This window comes from Pseudomonas sp. AC355, assembly GCF_979258205.1.
Genome location: NZ_OZ409843.1, coordinates 3,923,027 through 3,940,762, shown reverse-complemented (window position 1 = coordinate 3,940,762; position 17,736 = coordinate 3,923,027). Strand labels below are relative to the sequence as shown.

Annotated in this window: 17 protein-coding genes and 1 pseudogene; 13 read left to right on the top strand and 5 right to left on the bottom strand. The window is 62.2% G+C overall.

Features of this window, described 5'->3' with window-relative positions; translation table 11 throughout:
• Positions 1-39: 39 nt before the first annotated feature.
• The 3 genes from ACZ0AI_RS18475 to ACZ0AI_RS18465 all read right to left on the bottom strand — a co-directional run bounded on the left by ACZ0AI_RS18475 (position 40) and on the right by ACZ0AI_RS18465 (position 2,203).
• Complete coding sequence (locus ACZ0AI_RS18475) at positions 40-381, bottom strand: multidrug transporter (RefSeq protein ID WP_463563124.1); 342 nt, start codon at positions 379-381, stop codon at positions 40-42.
• 116 nt (positions 382-497) lie between these two features.
• Positions 498-1,310 carry a bifunctional DNA-formamidopyrimidine glycosylase/DNA-(apurinic or apyrimidinic site) lyase gene (mutM, locus tag ACZ0AI_RS18470; RefSeq protein WP_463563123.1) on the bottom strand — a complete coding sequence of 271 codons (813 nt, stop codon included), beginning with the start codon at positions 1,308-1,310 and terminating at the stop codon, positions 498-500.
• An 80-nt stretch (positions 1,311-1,390) separates the two neighbouring features.
• Positions 1,391-2,203 carry an HDOD domain-containing protein gene (locus ACZ0AI_RS18465; RefSeq protein ID WP_463565969.1) on the bottom strand — a complete coding sequence of 271 codons (813 nt, stop codon included), beginning with the start codon at positions 2,201-2,203 and terminating at the stop codon, positions 1,391-1,393.
• A 297-nt stretch (positions 2,204-2,500) separates the two neighbouring features.
• Between ACZ0AI_RS18465 and ACZ0AI_RS18460 the strand changes: the two genes are divergently transcribed.
• The 13 genes and pseudogenes from ACZ0AI_RS18460 to ACZ0AI_RS18400 all read left to right on the top strand — a co-directional run bounded on the left by ACZ0AI_RS18460 (position 2,501) and on the right by ACZ0AI_RS18400 (position 15,073).
• On the top strand, positions 2,501-3,697 hold the full coding sequence (locus tag ACZ0AI_RS18460) for a class I SAM-dependent rRNA methyltransferase (RefSeq protein WP_463563122.1): 1,197 nt from the start codon (positions 2,501-2,503) through the stop codon (positions 3,695-3,697).
• Between the two features lie 668 nt (positions 3,698-4,365).
• A complete protein-coding gene (locus ACZ0AI_RS18455) occupies positions 4,366-5,091 on the top strand; it encodes a sensor histidine kinase (protein ID WP_463563121.1) in 726 nt (241 codons plus the stop codon).
• A gap of 11 nt (positions 5,092-5,102) precedes the next feature.
• Positions 5,103-5,726 carry a response regulator gene (locus tag ACZ0AI_RS18450; RefSeq protein ID WP_463563120.1) on the top strand — a complete coding sequence of 208 codons (624 nt, stop codon included), beginning with the start codon at positions 5,103-5,105 and terminating at the stop codon, positions 5,724-5,726.
• 728 nt (positions 5,727-6,454) lie between these two features.
• Positions 6,455-7,069, top strand: a pseudogene (locus tag ACZ0AI_RS18445) (methyl-accepting chemotaxis protein); the annotation flags it as partial.
• Between the two features lie 9 nt (positions 7,070-7,078).
• Positions 7,079-7,447 carry a response regulator gene (locus tag ACZ0AI_RS18440; RefSeq protein WP_225836435.1) on the top strand — a complete coding sequence of 123 codons (369 nt, stop codon included), beginning with the start codon at positions 7,079-7,081 and terminating at the stop codon, positions 7,445-7,447.
• A complete protein-coding gene (locus ACZ0AI_RS18435) occupies positions 7,444-7,764 on the top strand; it encodes an STAS domain-containing protein (RefSeq protein ID WP_463563119.1) in 321 nt (106 codons plus the stop codon). Before ACZ0AI_RS18440 ends, ACZ0AI_RS18435 begins: the two co-directional genes overlap by 4 nt.
• Before the next feature lie 5 nt (positions 7,765-7,769).
• The gene (locus ACZ0AI_RS18430) at positions 7,770-9,941 is read left to right on the top strand and encodes a chemotaxis protein CheA (protein ID WP_463563118.1); all 2,172 of its coding nucleotides are present in this window, start codon (positions 7,770-7,772) and stop codon (positions 9,939-9,941) included.
• Positions 9,938-10,450 (top strand): chemotaxis protein CheW, encoded by a 513-nt coding sequence (locus tag ACZ0AI_RS18425; protein WP_225836443.1) that lies wholly within the window; start codon positions 9,938-9,940, stop codon positions 10,448-10,450. The genes ACZ0AI_RS18430 and ACZ0AI_RS18425 overlap by 4 nt, the downstream gene beginning before the upstream one ends.
• 38 nt (positions 10,451-10,488) lie before the next feature.
• Complete coding sequence (locus tag ACZ0AI_RS18420; RefSeq protein WP_225836446.1) at positions 10,489-12,147, top strand: methyl-accepting chemotaxis protein; 1,659 nt, start codon at positions 10,489-10,491, stop codon at positions 12,145-12,147.
• A gap of 3 nt (positions 12,148-12,150) precedes the next feature.
• Positions 12,151-12,678, top strand: coding sequence for a chemotaxis protein CheW (locus ACZ0AI_RS18415; protein WP_463563117.1), 528 nt, complete (start codon positions 12,151-12,153; stop codon positions 12,676-12,678).
• Between the two features lies 1 nt (position 12,679).
• Positions 12,680-13,501, top strand: coding sequence for a CheR family methyltransferase (locus ACZ0AI_RS18410; RefSeq protein ID WP_463563116.1), 822 nt, complete (start codon positions 12,680-12,682; stop codon positions 13,499-13,501).
• Positions 13,494-13,994, top strand: a complete 501-nt coding sequence (locus ACZ0AI_RS18405; RefSeq protein ID WP_463563115.1) for a chemotaxis protein CheD — start codon at positions 13,494-13,496, stop codon at positions 13,992-13,994. The genes ACZ0AI_RS18410 and ACZ0AI_RS18405 overlap by 8 nt, the downstream gene beginning before the upstream one ends.
• Positions 13,995-14,005: 11 nt before the next feature.
• Complete coding sequence (locus ACZ0AI_RS18400) at positions 14,006-15,073, top strand: protein-glutamate methylesterase/protein-glutamine glutaminase (RefSeq protein ID WP_225836457.1); 1,068 nt, start codon at positions 14,006-14,008, stop codon at positions 15,071-15,073.
• Here ACZ0AI_RS18400 and ACZ0AI_RS18395 read toward each other — a convergent pair.
• Together ACZ0AI_RS18395 and ACZ0AI_RS18390 are read right to left on the bottom strand one after the other, a co-directional pair.
• Complete coding sequence (locus tag ACZ0AI_RS18395) at positions 15,070-16,812, bottom strand: sensor histidine kinase (protein ID WP_463563114.1); 1,743 nt, start codon at positions 16,810-16,812, stop codon at positions 15,070-15,072. The genes ACZ0AI_RS18400 and ACZ0AI_RS18395 overlap by 4 nt on opposite strands.
• A gap of 74 nt (positions 16,813-16,886) precedes the next feature.
• Positions 16,887-17,570: a response regulator gene (locus ACZ0AI_RS18390; protein WP_463563113.1), complete on the bottom strand. Its 684-nt coding sequence runs from the start codon at positions 17,568-17,570 to the stop codon at positions 16,887-16,889.
• Between the last annotated feature and the right edge of the window lie 166 nt (positions 17,571-17,736).

Below are 17,736 nucleotides of genomic sequence, written 5' to 3'. Positions count from 1 at the left end.
GACTCTGTAAGAGTCAGGGGCCGCTTGGTAATTCAGCGATTACTGGCGCTGGTTGTAACCATCACCGGTGCAACCCAGGCAGCGGACGAAAGCCGCCTTGCCGGGCTCGACCACCAGCGCGCGACCCGCCGCGCCGATACCGCCGCCGGCAGCCGAGAACGGCAGCGCGATGACGAAGGCGACAGCACCGATCGCCGTGGCACCGATCAACAGTGGGCGGGCGATTAGCAGATCCCCGATCATCGAGAAGGCATCCGGGGCCTGAACGGTGTAGAGCGGGTCGCCGCTGGCATTCTGCTGCGCCTCTTGCGCGTTGGCGGTCAGCGCCAGGGAGGCGGCAGTCAGCGCCAGAACAGCAGCGCAAGAGCGAAACAGTTTCATGGGACGATCCTTCGAAGATATACGGACGATGCGCTAACTATAACAGCGCTCTGGCAATTGTCAGCGTGATGGCCGTCAATCGCTGAGCAACTGGTCGCATCTCCTGACGAATTGAGCTATCGCTGGCATTTCGAGCAATACACGCTCGCCCGTTGGCCCAGCTTCACCTCACGCAGCGTGCTGCCACAGACTTTGCAGAACTGGCCGCCGCGACCGTAAGCGAACAGCTCCTGCTGGAAGTAGCCGGGCTGGCCGTCGCCGCCGACGAAATCACGCAGGGTGGTGCCGCCGCGCTCGATGGCGTGGGCCAGCACGCGCTTGATCTCGTGGGCGAGGCGCACGTACCGCGCCCGCGACACGGTGCCGGCGGCACGGCGCGGATCGATGCCCGCGGCGAACAGCGCCTCGGTCGCATAGATATTGCCCACCCCGACTACCACGGCGTTATCCATGATGAATGGCTTGACCGCCACCGCTTTGCCGCGGGACAGCTGATAAAGGCGCTCGCCATCGAACAGATCGGTCAGCGGCTCCGGCCCCAGCCCCGCGAGCAGCTTATGCTCCAGCGGAGCCAGGCTCCACAGCAGCGCGCCAAAGCGCCGTGGGTCGGTGTAACGCAGCGCCAGCCCCGACTCCAGCTCGATGTCGACATGCTCGTGCTTGGCCGCAGGCAGCCCGACCTCGACCAGGCGCAGATTGCCGGACATCCCCAGGTGACTGATCAGGCTACCAACCTCGGCCTTGATCAACAGGTACTTGGCGCGGCGCTCAACCGCCTCGATACGCTGGCCGGACAGGCGCACATCGAGATCTTCGGGGATCGGCCAGCGCAGGCGACGCTCACGGACGATGACTCGGCTGACGCGCTGACCGATGAGGTGGGGCGCGATACCACGGCGAGTGGTTTCGACTTCTGGCAATTCAGGCATGGCGGCTACTTCAGCAGAGTGGCAAGGCAGCACCCTAGGGGCTGCCAGGTCGTGACGTCAACTGTCGGGCGCGGGGCGGATCAGGCGGCGCCGAGGTCGCGAATGCTCTCGCGCAGGCTCTCGAAGTCGTAATTGGAGAGCCCGACATAATCGAGGATCAGCGGCTCGATGCTCTGCCACTCGTGATCTTCACTCTGGTTGCCCAGTACCTGATAACTGCGGCAGATGTGCTCGGCCATCTTGAGGATCGCCAGCAGGTTTTTCAGTTGTGCATCACGGTCGTTGTCATCGGCAAAGATGGCCAGAGCGTTGTGATGATTGGCGATGGCATCACACAGATGAAGAGGCAGGTTCCACGATTTGGCCGTGTAGTAGCCGACCACCGCGTGGTTGGTATTGAGCAGGCGATTCTCGGTGTCGACGATGCGGCGCTCGGCACTCGCACTGGCGTAGGACTCTTCGAGCACCGTCATGTAATCGGGAAAGCGCTTGAGCATCAGCGGAATGCCGCAGTTGTGGAACAGGCCCAGGGTATAGGCCTCGTCCACGGACTCGTAGCCGATGCGCTTGGCGAGCGTCAGGCAGGTCATGGCGACATCCTGGGCGGTATCCCAGAAGCGGTTGAGGGTGACGATGGTGTCGTCAGTCATCTCGCCGCGGATCGACAGCGCGTTGACCATATTGATCACCGAGCGGCTGCCCAGCAGATTGACCGCTCGCTGGATCGAGCCAATGCGGTTGGCCAGGCCGAAATACGGCGAGTTGACGATCTTCAGCAAGGCACCGGAAAGCCCCGGATCCTGACTGATCAGCCGCGCAATGGCCTTGAGATCCGGATTGGGCATGTATTGCTCGAACTGCAGATCAACCATGATCTGCGGTTGCGGCGGCACGCTGATGCCCTGCAGAAACGTCTGGATCTGCTCGGCGGAGAGTTCTTTTTCCATAGGGGCGGCGGGGCATGAAAGGTGATGGAGCGCACAGTTTACCCTGTGGTAGATGACTTTTGCCCGGCGGTTACAGAGTAAATCTACCGGTCATCGATAAAGGCTAAACAAAAAGACCAAGCGACATAGAACAGGCCGAGCACTGGGACAAAGCAGATCCGCGGCTGCCAGCTTTTTCACCTGCCACCAAGCACCCGACGGGCTGCTCGTTTAGAATGCGCGTTTTTCTCGACGGAGCCCACCATGTCCCTGCCCAGCCTGCGCCTGAAAGCCAATGCCGACCGACGCCTGCGCGCCGGCCATTTATGGGTTTACAGCAACGAGATCGATGTTGCCGTCACGCCACTCAACGCCTTCGAGGCCGGTGACCAGGCGATCCTCGAAGCGGCAGGCGGCAAGCCGCTGGGCATCGTCGCCCTCAGCCCGAACAACCTGATCTGCGCCCGCCTGCTGTCCCGTGACGTCAAGCACGTGCTGGACAAATCCCTGCTGGTGCACCGCATCAACGTGGCCCTGAGCCTGCGCGAGCGGCTGTTCGACAAACCCTGCTATCGCCTGGTGTACGGCGACTCCGACCTGCTGCCGGGTCTGGTGGTCGACCGTTTCTTCGACATCTTGGTAGTGCAACTGGCCTCCGCGACCATGGAGCGCCACAAGGATGACGTACTGGCGGCGCTGATCCAGGTGATCAAGCCCAGCGGCATCCTGCTCAAGAACGACTCTGCCGCACGCGACGCCGAAGGCCTCGAGCGCTATGTGGATACCGCGTTCGGCGTGGTGCCGGAATGGGTCGCCCTGGAGGAGAACGGCGTGAAGTTCGAAGCGCCGGTGATCGAAGGCCAGAAGACCGGCTGGTTCTATGACCACCGCATGAACCGTGCGCGCCTGGCACCCTACGTCAAAGGCAAGCGCGTGCTCGACCTGTTCAGCTACATCGGTGGCTGGGGCGTGCAGGCTGCGGCGTTCGGCGCCAGCGAGGTGTTCTGCGTGGACGCCTCCGCCTTCGCCCTCGACGGTGTAGAGCGTAACGCCACGCTCAACGGCTTTGCCGAGAAGATGACCTGCGTGGAAGGTGACGTGTTCGCCGCCCTGCGCGAGCTCAAGTCAGCCGAAGAGCGTTTCGACGTGGTCATCGCCGACCCACCCGCCTTCATCAAGCGCAAGAAGGACATCAAGAACGGTGAGGCCGCCTACCGCCGCCTCAACGAAACCGCCATGCGCCTGCTCAACAAGGACGGCATCCTGGTTAGCGCCAGCTGCTCGATGCACCTCGAAGAAGACAATCTGCAGAACATCCTGCTGACCAGTGCTCGCCATCTGGATCGCAACATCCAGTTGCTCGAACGCGGCGGCCAGGGCCCGGATCACCCGGTGCATCCGGCTATCGGCGAAACCCGTTACATCAAGAGCATGACGGTGCGTTTGCTGCCCAACAGCTGACGAGCCTGCGCCTGCCAGCGGATACGGATTGACACTGGCAGGCGTCGAGCGCCCCCTGCAAAGCGCCGTATAAAAGGCTGATTATCGCCGACGATGGGCGCGCAAAGCATAAAATCGACGATGAATTAAGGGCGCCACCGAACCCCAGGAGCCGAGCGTGGTCTTTGCTGGGCAGGTCTGAAACCCAGGCTTCGCGTGATGATGCATCTTCTTCTGTCACCACGGACGGCGTGGACGATATGCTAAGTTCTCATCAGCACAGAGTTCATACTCCGATGATCTACTCCTCTTCCCGCAGCGCCCGGCGCCTGATAGTCACTGCACTCGCTCCACCTTCGGCATGCAGTGGTCACCCGTGCGCCAGCAGATACTGCTGACGACACGGCCCGTGATTGACTGGCAGGCAAAGCAGCGAGCCAGCGCAAACTCGATCGTTCGGGTGCAACAGTGATCTCCGCTTCCGGTACGGCTCGGCCTCACGCAGTGAGAAGGTCGCGCCTCAGCAGTAATCAAGCCGGGTTGATCGCTGGAGAGCGTCCCGCCTTTACATGCGCCGCTCGCTATATCTTTTGCCAGCACTACCGTATCGGAAATTCCACTCAACCACGTCGCATACGCTTCGGTGGCCGAGCGCCGGTACCCCGTCATAAGAAGAGAGAAGATCCAACGTGAACGACGCAACGATGCTCTCCCAACGATGCAACCATGGCAGGACACAGCAGAATGAGGACACCGATGCCGCCCGCCGCCGCAAACACCGGGCCAAGCTGTACGCCGTGGCCAGAGCCCAGGAGCGCAAGCGGATCGCACGCGAACTGCATGACGAGCTGGGCCAGCAGCTGACCGCACTGCAACAGGGGCTGGGCGTGTTGCGCATCCACCTGCATCGGGAACGCCCCGACCTCAACGAACAGATTCTTCAGCTGATCAGCATCTCTCACAGCGCCATTGATGCCATACGCGACGTCCAGTTCGGCGGCCCCATCGGGCGCTTGCGTCAGGATCTGGAAAACACCCTGCAGAACCTTACCGAGGACTTCCGGCAGCTGTCTGGAATCGCCTGCCGCTGCAGCCTGCCCTCCAAACCGATCGAGCTCGACCCCGACCAGGCTTCGCACCTGTACCGCATTGTGCAGGAGTCGCTGACCAATATCCTGCGCCACGCCAACGCCAGCTGGGCCGCGGTCAGCCTCGAGCAACGTGACAGCGATTACGTGCTGGAAATTTCGGATGACGGCTGCGGCTTCACCCTCAGCGACACAATGCCGGACTCCACCGGATTATCCGGCATGCGCGAGCGCGGCAAGCGCCTTGGCGGGCCAGTGATCATCTTCAGTCACCCAGGCCAGGGCACCATCGTGCAGGCAATATTCCCGGTAAAAAACCGCTCTTAAGTGACCTCTCCATGATCAACTTGATGATCGCTGACGACCACATGATCATGCGCGAAGGGCTGAAACGCCTGTTCGAGCTGTATGACGATATCCACATCGCCGCAGAAGCAGCGGATGGCCCGCAGGCGCTAGAGCAACTGCGCGTCACGGCGGTGGATCTGCTGCTGCTCGACATCAGCATGCCCGGGCTGAGTGGAGAGGCGCTGATCACCCGTATCAATCACCACTACCCGGTCCTGCCGATTCTGGTGCTGAGCATGCACAGCGATCCCCAGGTCGCCATGCGCGTGCTGCGCTGCGGAGCCGGCGGTTACCTGACCAAGAGCCAATCACCGGAAGTGCTCATTGATGCGGTGAGAAAAGTCAGCGCAGGCGCCCGCTACATCGACCCCGAGCTGATCGAGCCCATCGCGTTGAGCAGCCTCAAACCGTCCACCCGTAGCGGGCTCGACAGCCTCACCAACCGAGAGTTCCAGATCATGCGGCTACTTGCCGGAGGCCTGAGCGTGAATCACATTGCGGAGCAGTTGATGATCAGCAATAAAACGGTCAGTACGCATAAGATTAATCTGATGGAGAAAATGTCTTTCTCCAGTAACGCAGACTTGATCAAGTTCGCCTCAAATCTCACCTGAATCCGATATCTGATAAGAATATCCCTATCTTTATGCAGGAATTTTGGCGCCAATAAACCAGCAAATCCTGATGCCCTCAGCAAAGAAGGTTAATGCATGCTGCGGGCGTCCAAAGGAATGACTGGTCACTGCGCAGGAAGCCCCCGCCCGATCCCCGTTCCGTGGAGCCTGATCCCAGCCCACCGCGGAGCAAAGAAGTGCGCGAGCGAACCCATCACCTGATTGCCCCCTTGCTGATTCTGGTCATCGGCAGCGCCGCCGTACTACTGGTTGGCCAGGGAACACTGGGTACGCTGCCCGCATTGGCCGCCCTGATTGTGGTGGGTGTTGTGGCGATTCTGGTGTTGCAAGGCAATGCCTCAGTGCAACAGCCCCCCCAAACTCACGAAACGCCCGAGCCAAGCGAAGTCGACAACCTCGATCATTTGTGTGAGCAAACGCTGCCGCTCTGGTCGCAGCAGATCCAGACGGCCCGCAGCCACACCGAAGAATCCATCAGCGCCCTCAGCGAACGCTTTGCCCAACTGGCAACCCGTATCCAGAACAGCCTGGGCGGCAACACCGAGCGCGAGGCCGGCAAACGCCTGGTGGCGCTGCTGTCGACCTGTGAGTACGAGCTGGACATGATCGTCCTGGCCCTGCGCGAAGCACTGGCCAGCAAGGAATCGCTGCTCAGGGAAGTGATGCAACTGTCCACCTTCACCGAACAGTTGCAGGACATGGCGCAGGATGTCGCCAACATCGCCAAACAAACCAACCTGCTGGCCCTCAACGCGGCCATCGAAGCCGCCCGTGCGGGCGAAAGCGGCCGTGGCTTCGCCGTGGTCGCCGACGAGGTGCGCAAGCTCTCGTCGATGTCGGGCGACACCGGACAGCGCATCGGCGAAACCGTGGTGATCGTCAACGACGCCATCCACAAGACCCTGGACATTTCCCAGGAATACACCAAGACCGACACCGCCACCCTGAACAAGGCCAGCGAAGTGATCGCCGGGGTGATCAACCGCTTCAACCAGAACGCCACCGACATCGTCAATCACAACGAAACGATGCGCGCGCAGAGCGAAGCGGTCGCTCAGGACATCGCCGAAGTGCTGGTGGCGCTGCAGTTCCAGGACCGTACCAGCCAGATGCTCGGCCATATCGCCGGCGACCAGGACAAGCTGCTCGCCCACCTCCATGAGCGCAACGCCCAACGCCGCCAGGGCCTGACCCCAGAGCCCCTGGACGTTGATCGCTGGCTGTATGAACTGGCGCAGACCTACACCATGCCCGAGCAACACGACGTGCATCGCGGCGACAGCTCCACCAAGCGCAACGATTCTGAAATCACGTTTTTCTGAGGTTCCCCCATGAGCAAAACCGTACTCATCGTCGACGACTCCACCTCCATCCGTCAGGTCGTCAGCATTACGCTCAGGGGGGCTGGCTATCAGGTCATCGAAGGCTGTGACGGCAAGGACGCCCTCACAAAACTCGACGGTCGCAAGGTTCACCTGATCATCAGTGACGTGAACATGCCGAACATGGACGGCATCACCTTCGTCAAGAACGTCAAGCAGATGCCCGCCTACAAGTTCACCCCGGTGATCATGCTCACCACCGAGGCTGGCGAAGCGAAGAAAGAAGAAGGCCGTGCAGCCGGCGCCAAGGCCTGGGTGGTCAAGCCCTTTCAGCCGGCGCAGATGCTCACTGCCGTGTCCAAGCTGATCCTGCCATGACCGACGCGCCGGCGGAGAGCCTCTACCGCATCCTGCCACTGGAAGGTGGCCTGACCATCTACAGCGCGGCCGAACACATGGAGCTGTTGATGCAGGTTCTCGCGCCGGACACGGAAGTGGAGCTCGATCTCTGTGCCGTCGACGAACTGGACTGCGCAGGCCTGCAATTACTGATTCTGGCCAAGCAGGAAGCGGCTCGCATGACCTGTGACCTGCGCCTGACCAACCACAGCCCGGCAGTGATCGAGGCCTTCGAGCTGAGCGGGCTCGGCACCTTTTTCGGTGACCCCATTCTGATCAAGCCGGCGAGCGAGTAGTCACCATGGACATGGACGAAGTGCTGCAGATCTTCATCGCCGAAAGCCAGGAACTGTTGCAGCAGATGGAAGAAGCCCTGCTGCAGTTGGAAAACAGCCCGGGCGATGCCGACACCATCAATGCCATTTTCCGTGCGGCGCATACCATCAAAGGCTCGGCAGGGCTGTTCGGCCTCGACGTGATCGTCGCCTTCACCCATATCGCCGAAAGCGTGCTCGACCGCGTACGCACCGGCGAGCTGCACTTCGACACGGAGATGACCGCCCTCTTCCTGCAGGTAGGCGATCACCTGGCGCGCCTGGTTGCGCTGGTCGACGACGGCATCGATCTGGCAAACATGGAGCCCGACACTCAGGCGCTGCACGAACAGTTGGCCGAACGCCTCACACATTATCTGCCACCTGCGCCCGGCACCGAGCAGGTGCTGACCGCCGCCACGCGTATCGAACGCGGCCATGGCCCGGGCGTGGGTGCCGATCACTGGCACCTGTCCCTGCGCTTCGGCCCCGACACCCTGCGCAACGGCATGGATCCGCTGGGTCTGTTCCGCTACCTGAATACCTTTGGCCGCATCATCAGCATCGTGCCGCTGCTTGATCGCATCCCCGCAGCCGCCGAGATGGATCCGGAAACCTGCTACCTGGGTTTCGAGGTCGCCTTTGCCAGTGACGCCGACAAGGCCACCATCGACGGTGCCTTCGAGTTCGTCCGTGAAGACAGCCTGATCCGTATCCTGCCGCCCAACAGCAAGTCGGACGAGTACCTGGAGCTGATCCGCGCCCTCCCCGAAGAAGACATGCGCCTGGGCGAAATTCTCATGCGCTGCGGCACCCTGACCGCTAGCGAACTGCAGGACGTGCTGCACACCCAGGTGCAGGGTCAGGAGCGCGACGAACCGCGCCCGATCGGCCGAGTGCTGGTGGAAGAAAGCCTGGTGCAACCACCGGTGATCGCCGCCGCGCTGCACAAGCAACAGCAGATCAAGGAAAACCGCAGCAACGAGAACAGCCTGATCCGTGTCGATGCCGGCAAGCTGGATCGGCTGATCGACCTGGTGGGCGAACTGATCATCGCCGGTGCCGGCGCACGGATGACCGCGCAGAACTGCGGCCACCCGGAAATGCTCGAAGCCACCGAGCTGCTGTCACGCCTGGTGGAGGAAGTGCGCGACTCGGCACTGCCGCTGCGCATGGTGCAGATCGGCAGCACCTTCAACCGCTTCCAGCGCGTGGTGCGCGACGTATCCGGCGAGCTCGGCAAGGACATCGCCCTGTCCATCAGCGGCGGGGAAACCGAGCTCGACAAGACCGTGGTCGAACGCATCACCGACCCGCTGACGCACCTGGTACGCAACGCCATGGATCATGGCATCGAACCGGTCGACACGCGCCTGGCACGAGGCAAACCCGCCCAGGGCAACGTCTCGCTGAACGCCTACCACGATGCCGGCAGCATCATCCTGGAGGTCAGTGACGACGGTGGCGGCCTCGACTCACAGCGCATCCTCGCCAAAGCCCGTGAACGCAGCTTGGTCGGCGAAGGCCAGACGCTGACCGAGAAGGAAATCTTCGCGCTGATCTTCGAGCCCGGCTTCTCCACCGCCGAGCAGGTCAGCAACCTGTCCGGACGCGGCGTCGGCATGGACGTGGTCAAGCGCAACATCGCCGCCCTGCGTGGCACCATCGAGCTGGACAGCAGCCTCGGCCAGGGCACACGCATCCGTATCCGCCTGCCCCTGACCTTGGCGATCATCGACGGTTTCCTGGTCAGCGTCGGCCAGGCCGGCTACGTGATTCCACTGGAGCTGGTGGAGGAATGCATCGAGCTGCAGGCCGACACCTTGCTGGAACGCGGGCATCTCGAACTGCGCGGACAGATGCTGCCCATCGTCCGCCTGCGCGAGCTGTTCGAGGACGACAGCCCGGCACCGCGGCGCGAGAGCGTGGTGGTGGTGCAACAGGCAGGTCTGCGAGCCGGGCTGGTCGTCGATCAGTTGCTCGGTGAATTCCAGACGGTGATCAAGCCACCGGGCAAGGTGTTCTCCAGCTGCCCGGGGCTCGGCGGTTTCACCATCCTCGGTGACGGCGCGGTGGCCTTGATCCTCGACATTCCCAGCCTGCTCACCCAACTCACCAGCACCCCGGAAGCCCCGCGCCGGGCGAGGCTAGAAGCATGAACATGGCAACACTTGGGCACGAGTCAACCGCGCACCAGTACCTCACCTTCATCCTCGCTGGCGAGCACTACGCCGTCGACACCCTGAGCGTACGGGAAATTCTCGAGTACACCCGCTTCACCCCGGTGCCGCGCATGCCGGCCACGGTACGCGGCGCAACCAACCTGCGCGGTGCCGTGGTGCCGGTGATCGACCTTCTGGCGCGCTTTAACGGCAAGCGTACCGAGCTCGGCAAACGCACCTGCATCATCATCCTCGACGTACCCGACGAAGATCGCCCGCAACCTCTCGGGGTGCTGGTCGATGCGGTCAGCGCAGTACGTGAGATCAGCCCGCACGAGATCCAGCCGGCACCGGCGTTCGGCAGCCATCTGCGCAGCGAATTCATCACGGGTGTCGTTCGTCTGGACGACCGTTTCGTCACGCTCCTGGCACTCGACCAGGTACTCGATCTGGAAACACTTGGCACCTCAACCACCAGCGACGTCGGCAGAACCGTACGGCCTTGATCTCACTAGCGACTCTCCCATTCGAAAGGATCTCCAGCATGCTCAGCAATTTCAAGATCGGTACCCGGCTCATCGTCGCGTTCATCTTGGTCGCCAGTATCAGCGCCGTGGTTGGCATGATCGGCCTGGCCAATACGTCCACCATGAACGACCTTGCGGACAACATGTACGAGAAGGAATTGGTCGGGCTTTCCAAGATCAAGGAAGCCAACCTCAATATCATCTTCATCGGCCGTGCCCGTTCCAACTTCCTGCTGGCGACAACCGAGCAGGATCGCGAGCGCATCCTCGCCGATATCGCCCGCTACAGTGAGGCCGCCCGCAAGAACATCGATGAATCCCGCGAGCTGTTCTACAACGAGCGCTCCCTCGAACGCTTCCGGGAAATCGACACCATCTGGGTCGAGTATCAGCGCAACATGGCCCTGGCCCTGCAAACCGCAGCAGCACAGGAGCTGTACGCGGAGAACCCGGAGCTGCAGCGCCAGCTGGCACTGGTACGGGAAAAGGGTGACAAGCTCGATGAGATCATCGGCGAACTCTCGGAAGACAAGGCAAACAACGCCCGGATCGCCAACGACAAGACCACCGAGCTGTATCTGCAGAGCCGTACGATGATGATCGCGGTCATCATCGGTGGCCTGCTGATCGGTATCGTTCTCGGTCTACTGATCAGCCGCAGCATCACCCGCCCACTCAGCCGCGCGGTGGAAGCCGCCAACCTGCTAGCCGAAGGTGACCTGCGTGTGAAACTGGACAGCACCGCTCGCGACGAGACCGGCCAGTTGCTGAAATCGATGGGTAATATGAGCGAGAAGCTCACGCAGATCATTGCCGAAGTCCGTGGCTCCGCTGACTCGCTGTCCAGCGCCTCCGAGGAAATTTCCTCGACCGCCCAGAGCATGAGCCAGGCCGCTTCCGAACAGGCGGCCTCGGTCGAAGAAACCAGTGCCTCGATGGAACAGATGTCCGCCTCCATTTCGCAGAACACCGAGAACGCCCGGGTGACCGATGGCATGGCCAGCAAGGCCGCCAACGAAGCGGGTGAAGGTGGCCAGGCGGTCAAGGACACCGTGCGCGCCATGAAGACCATCGCCGACAAGATCGGCATCGTCGACGACATCGCCTACCAGACCAACCTGCTCGCCCTCAACGCCGCCATCGAGGCTGCCCGTGCCGGTGAGCACGGCAAAGGCTTCGCGGTGGTCGCCGCGGAAGTACGCAAGCTGGCCGAGCGCAGCCAGGTAGCCGCTCAGGAAATCGGCGAAGTCGCCAAGAACAGCGTGGCCCTGGCCGAACGTGCCGGCACCCTGCTCGACGAGATGGTGCCATCCATCGCCAAGACCTCCGACCTGGTACAGGAAATCGCTGCCGCCTCCGACGAGCAGAGCAGCGGCGTCAACCAGATCAGCACGGCGATGAACCAGCTCAGCGAGCTGACCCAGCAGAACGCCTCGGCTTCCGAGGAACTCGCCGCCACCGCCGAGGAAATGAGCGGCCAGGCCGAACAGCTGCAGCAACTGATGGACTTCTTCCGCCTCAGCGGCAGTGGCGAGCGCATCACGACCGCCAACCCACCCCGCAATAAACAGCAGAACAGCCGTGGCAACAATGCTGCTCGCCAACTGCGCGGCGACGAAGGCCAGCAGGGCCATGGAACAGGCCTGCCGGCCGGTTATGTGCGCTTTCAGGAGTAGGCCATGAGCGCCGAAACCCGACTGCTCGACGACGCTACCGCGGTGTCGGGCCAGTACCTGACCTTTACCCTGGCTCAGGAGCTGTTCGCGGTTGAAATCCGTGCCGTGCGGGAAATTATCGAGTACGGCCGGCTGACCACGGTGCCGATGATGCCGCCAAGCATTCTTGGTGTGATCAACCTGCGCGGCGCGGTGGTGCCGGTGATGGATCTCGGTCAGCGTTTCGGCGGCCGGGCCACCGCCATCGGGCCGAGAACCTGCATCGTGATTCTGGAGATACTCAACCAGACCGGCACCCAGGTGATCGGCATGGTGGTGGACGCCGTCAACGAAGTTCGCGAGCTGAACGCTGAGCAGATCGAACCGGCGCCCAGCTTCGGTGGCAGCATCCGCGCCGACTTCATTCGTGGCATGGGCAAACTCGATGAGCGGCTGGTGGTAATGCTCGATATCGGCCGGATCATCTCCGCTGAAGAACATGCGGCGCTCAGCCAGGCCGAGCAGCATGGCCTCGAAGGCGCGCGGGGCTGATATGCGCGAAACCACTCAAGCCACCCTTTCCGATCGGGAATTTGGCCAGTTCCGCCACCTGATCCACGAGATTGCCGGCATCCACCTTTCCGAAGCTAAGAAACCGTTGGTGGCCGGCCGCCTGAACAAGCGCCTGCGCTCTTTTGGCATGGCCAGCTATGGCGACTACTTCAACCGCATAAGCAAAGACGCGGCGGAACTGCAGACCTGCGTGGATCTGCTGACCACCAACGAAACCTATTTCTTTCGCGAGCCCAAGCATTTCGACTTTTTGCGCGAACTGCTGCAGAACCCCGCCACCATTCCCAGCGGACGGCCCTTGCGCATATGGAGCGGCGCCTGTTCCAGCGGCGAGGAGCCCTACACCCTGGCCCTGCTGCTGGCCGAACGGCTCGGTGAACGGCCCTGGGAGATTCTTGCCTCGGATATCAGCCAACGCATCCTCGCGCATGCCCGCAGCGGTGTTTATGACCTGGAAGACAGCCAGAACATCCCCCGCCACCTGCTGGTAAAGCATTGCCTGCGCGGCGTCGACGATAATCAGGGGCGCATGATGATCGCTCCGTCGCTGCGCCAGCGCATCCGCTTCGAGCAGATCAACCTGAACAGCGCACTACCGGATCTAGGCTTGTTCGATGTAATTTTCCTGCGCAACGTGATGATCTACTTCGACGCTGACACCAAGCGCCAGGTAGTGGCTCGCCTGGTCAAGCACCTGCGCCCGGGCGGACATTTCTTCATCAGTCACTCGGAGAGCCTGAACGGCGTCAACGATACGCTCAAGGTCGTCAAACCTTCGATCTACCGCAAACCAGATGCCTAACACCCCCTCCATCGCCGAGGTTTATCTGAAACCCGGCGACTACCATTTCGGCGGCCCCTACACCCGTGTACGAACCCTGCTTGGCTCCTGCGTTTCACTGGTGCTCTGGCACCCCCATGCCCGCCTTGGCGGCATGTGCCATTTCATGTTGCCGACACGCGGCCGCCCAACCGCCCATCCGGACGGCCGCTACGGCGACGAGGTCATGAACCTGCTGTGCGAAGCCATAGGCCTCAGTGGTACGAAAGTGTCCGACTACCAGGCACGCATCTTCGGGGGCGGGCATATGTTTCCCGCGCTCATGAATAGCAACCGCCGGCATGTGGGTCTACAGAACGTTGACATGGCCAGGCGTCTAATCGCCGAGAAGAAACTCAGTTGCCACGGCGAACATGTGGGAGGTGTCGGTCATCGCAACCTGATCTTCGACATCTGGAGTGGCCATCTGGCCTTGAAACAAACGGCGCCAACAGCCGTATCCGGTCACACCTGAGAGCGATACGCATGAAACCTATAAAAGTCATGATCGTCGACGACTCCGCCGTGGTACGCCAGGTGCTGTCCTCGGTGCTGGCCAGCGACCCGGCGATCCAGGTCATCGGCACCGCCGCCGACCCACTTTTTGCCCTCGACAAGATGCAGCGCGAGTGGCCTGACGTCATCGTGCTGGACGTGGAAATGCCCCGTATGGACGGCATCACCTTCCTCAAGAAGCTGATGGCCGAGCGCCCCACGCCGGTGGTGATCTGCTCGACGCTGACCGAGAAAGGTGCGACTACCACCATGCAGGCACTCTCCGCCGGAGCGGTGAGTATCGTCACCAAGCCCCAGGCCAGCCTCAGCAAGTTTCTCGTCAATGCCAGCGATGACCTGGTCAATGCCGTCAAGGCGGCGGCACGCGCCAATGTCAGCCGCCTGGTAAAGAACAAGGCCGCGCCGCCTGCGCCCGTGCAGAGCAAGCTCAGCGCAGACGTCATTCTGCCGCCGGGCCAGGGCGCCATGGCGCGCACCACCGAACGTGTCGTCGCCATCGGCACGTCCACCGGTGGCACCCAGGCGCTGGAGTACATTCTCACCCGCCTGCCACGGGTGTGCCCTGCGCTGGTCATCGTCCAGCACATGCCCGAACGCTTCACCGCTGCCTTCGCCGAACGCCTCAACGGCCTCTGCGAACTGGAAGTACTGGAAGCACGGCATGGCGACCGGGTGGTGCCCGGCCGCGCCCTGATCGCCCCAGGGGGCCGCCACCTGCTGCTCAAGCGCAGCGGCGCCCAGTATCTGGTCGAGGTGGTCGACGGCCCGCCGGTGAGTCGTCACAAGCCCTCGGTGGACGTTCTGTTCCGCTCCACGGCCCGCGCTGCAGGCGCCAACGCCACGGGCATCATCATGACCGGCATGGGCGACGACGGCGCCCGCGGCTTGCGCGAGATGCACGAGGCCGGCGCCCTCACCCTGGGCCAGGATGAAGCCAGTTGCGTGGTCTACGGCATGCCCCGAGAGGCCATGAAACTGGGCGCCGTGAGCCGCGAGATACCACTGGAACAGATCCCCACTGCCATCCTGCGGGGTTAGTGCTGAGCAGTCGCCTGGTCGCCCTGGATAGTCGCCGTCAGCAGCGTCTCACCAGGGGCCGACTCGATCCGTAGTTGCCCCCCCATGCGCTCGATGCGCATGCGCATGCTACTCATGCCAATCCCCAGCCCTGCGGCAAGTACCTCATCCACCGCGAATCCCCGGCCATTGTCACGAACCCACAGGCTCAGGCCATGCTCCGCCTCGGCGCGCACGCCGATCTCCAGACGGGAGGCACCGGCATGCTTGAGCACGTTGGTCAAGGCTTCTTCGAGAAAGCGCGTCAGCGCCAGCAACTGTTGCGGCGTGAACGTGCCCGGCCAGTGTTCCGGCAGATCCCAGTGCGACTCGATACCTAGGTCGTCGAACAGGTCGATAAAGCGCCGACGCAACGGCGCCAGCCACTCCTGCGGTGACTGCCAGCTGGGCACCGCCGAGGAGCCGTCAATCACATCGCGCAGATCGCTGCGCAAGGTCTTCAGCACCGACAGAAACTGCTCACCGCGTAGCCCCGAACCATGTTCCATGGTGGTAATCGAGCGCATCAGCGAGCTGCCCAGACCGTCATGCAGATCGTGGGTCAGGCGCAGGCGTTCGTTGAGGCGAATGTTGTCGACTTCCAACTGGTGCTCACGCTGTAGTGTTTGGGTCAGCTCTGCGCGCGTGCTGTCGACCCTGGCCTGCAGATCGTCGTTGAAACGCTCGATGCGTTGCAGGCTGCTGGAGAAGCGCGCGGCCAGGATCAGGAACATCACCATCGACATCAACGGTGCAGACAGAAGCGCGTAGACTCCTGGAACACCCAAAACACCAGTAAAAGCCAGAACCTCGAAGACAGTCCCTCCAAAGATGCACGTGCCAAGCAGGATCAGGTAGGCCTCACGTGCACGACAGGCATGCCACAGCAGTTGCAGGCAGACCACGGGCAAGGCAGCCCTGAGGACAAAGGCAGAGAGCATCTGCAGCACCGAAATCTGCGCCTTCGGCACCAGCAGCGTGGCCATGCACAGCACGATAGTCACGCCCCAGAGCACACGCCCTAAGCGTGGAAAACGCATGCTACCGAGCGACCAGATGAACATGCAGAACGCCGGGCAATACAGTGACAACGCCACCAGGCTGAGGCGATCCCAAACCTCGCCATTGGCGAACGGCCAGGACGAGGTCAGCAGCATATTGAGGATGCCGAACGACCACAGCAGCGAAGCCAGTGCGACCCAGCCGAAAGCATGCTCCTGACGGCGGAACAGCCAGAACGTCAGGAACAGCACACCCAGTACCAGGGAGATCAGCAGGCCGATGAAAATCAGTTCGCGCTGCAGCAGCAACTGCAGGCGGTACTCGGGCCAGACCTGCTCGGACATACCCAGGCGCACCGCACCCAGACCAGGCGCCGCATGCTCCGAGCCGACCAGGCGAATCCACAGGGTATTGCTTTGCTGCTGGCCGGAGGCTGGTAACAGCCAGTAGCGTGGCAGGTTCCAGCTACGCGACAAGGGCTCGACCAGGCTCTCGTCACGCCAGATCAGATCGTCGTTGAGCCACACCTCGCCGGCCATGACCATACGCGTGATATTCAATGCCAGCGGCTCGCCAGGGCAGTCGGCCTGCCAATCCAGCCGATACCACACCGGCCCGAGAAAGCCTGGCCAGTGGCGTTGCCATAGATCCGGCAGGCTCACCGGCTGCCAGCCATCAAGCGGGCGCACACCATCACCAGCCCGCTCGGGGGCCGCCATCACGCTGCTGATAAGCGGCTGGCAGCTCGCCTGCGCCAGGCTGGAAAACCATGGCAGCAGGACGAGCAGCAGCGTCAGGACAACAAGCCGCGTTGCCGGGCTTCGCTCACCGCGCGGGTGCGCGAGGAGACGGCCAGCTTGCGGTAAATCCGTTTGATATGGCATTCGACGGTATGGCGGGAAATGGTCAACTGTTCGGCGATTTCCCGGTTGCTCAACCCACGGGAAACCAATTCGAGAATTTCGCTCTCGCGGGCGCTGAGCGTTTCAATCTCCGCCAACTCGTTAGACCGGGGCGCAGCTGGCAACAAGGTCAGAATACGCCGGGCAATGAACGGATCGATTGGCGCACCGCCACGCAGCACGCTACGAATCGACAGGCTCACCTCCAGGTCATCGCGCTCCTTGAGCACGTACCCAGTCGCCCCGGCGCGCAACGCACCGAGAATCGCCTCCTCGGTGCTCCAGGCCGAGATCACCAGAACCCACAAGGTCGGGTCCAGCGCGCGCAACTCATGGATCAGCTCGATGCCATTGCCATCCGGCAAGCCCAGATCCACCAGCACCATCGCCACAGGCTGGCTGCGGACATGCGCCCGTGCATCGGCCAGGCTCGTCGAGAAGTTCACCGCCTCGTGCGCATAACCAATCTCGCTGAGCACCCGCGACAGGCGCTGGCGCATCAACGGATCGTCCTCGACAACCAGTACCGGTGCCGGCAGCAGAACATCATCGGGAGGAAGGCTGGCGGTCGACATCGGCGGGCAGCGCTCCGTGCAGGTGGATAAAGGACAGCGAGTCTGACACGCACTGGTGGCATTCGACTATCACCAGAATCAGGTATAGCTAGCAGGGGATTGCGACAACAGCCCTCACTAGGCCAGAACAAATTCTGGCCGAAATTACCTAGTTTCAGTGATAGCC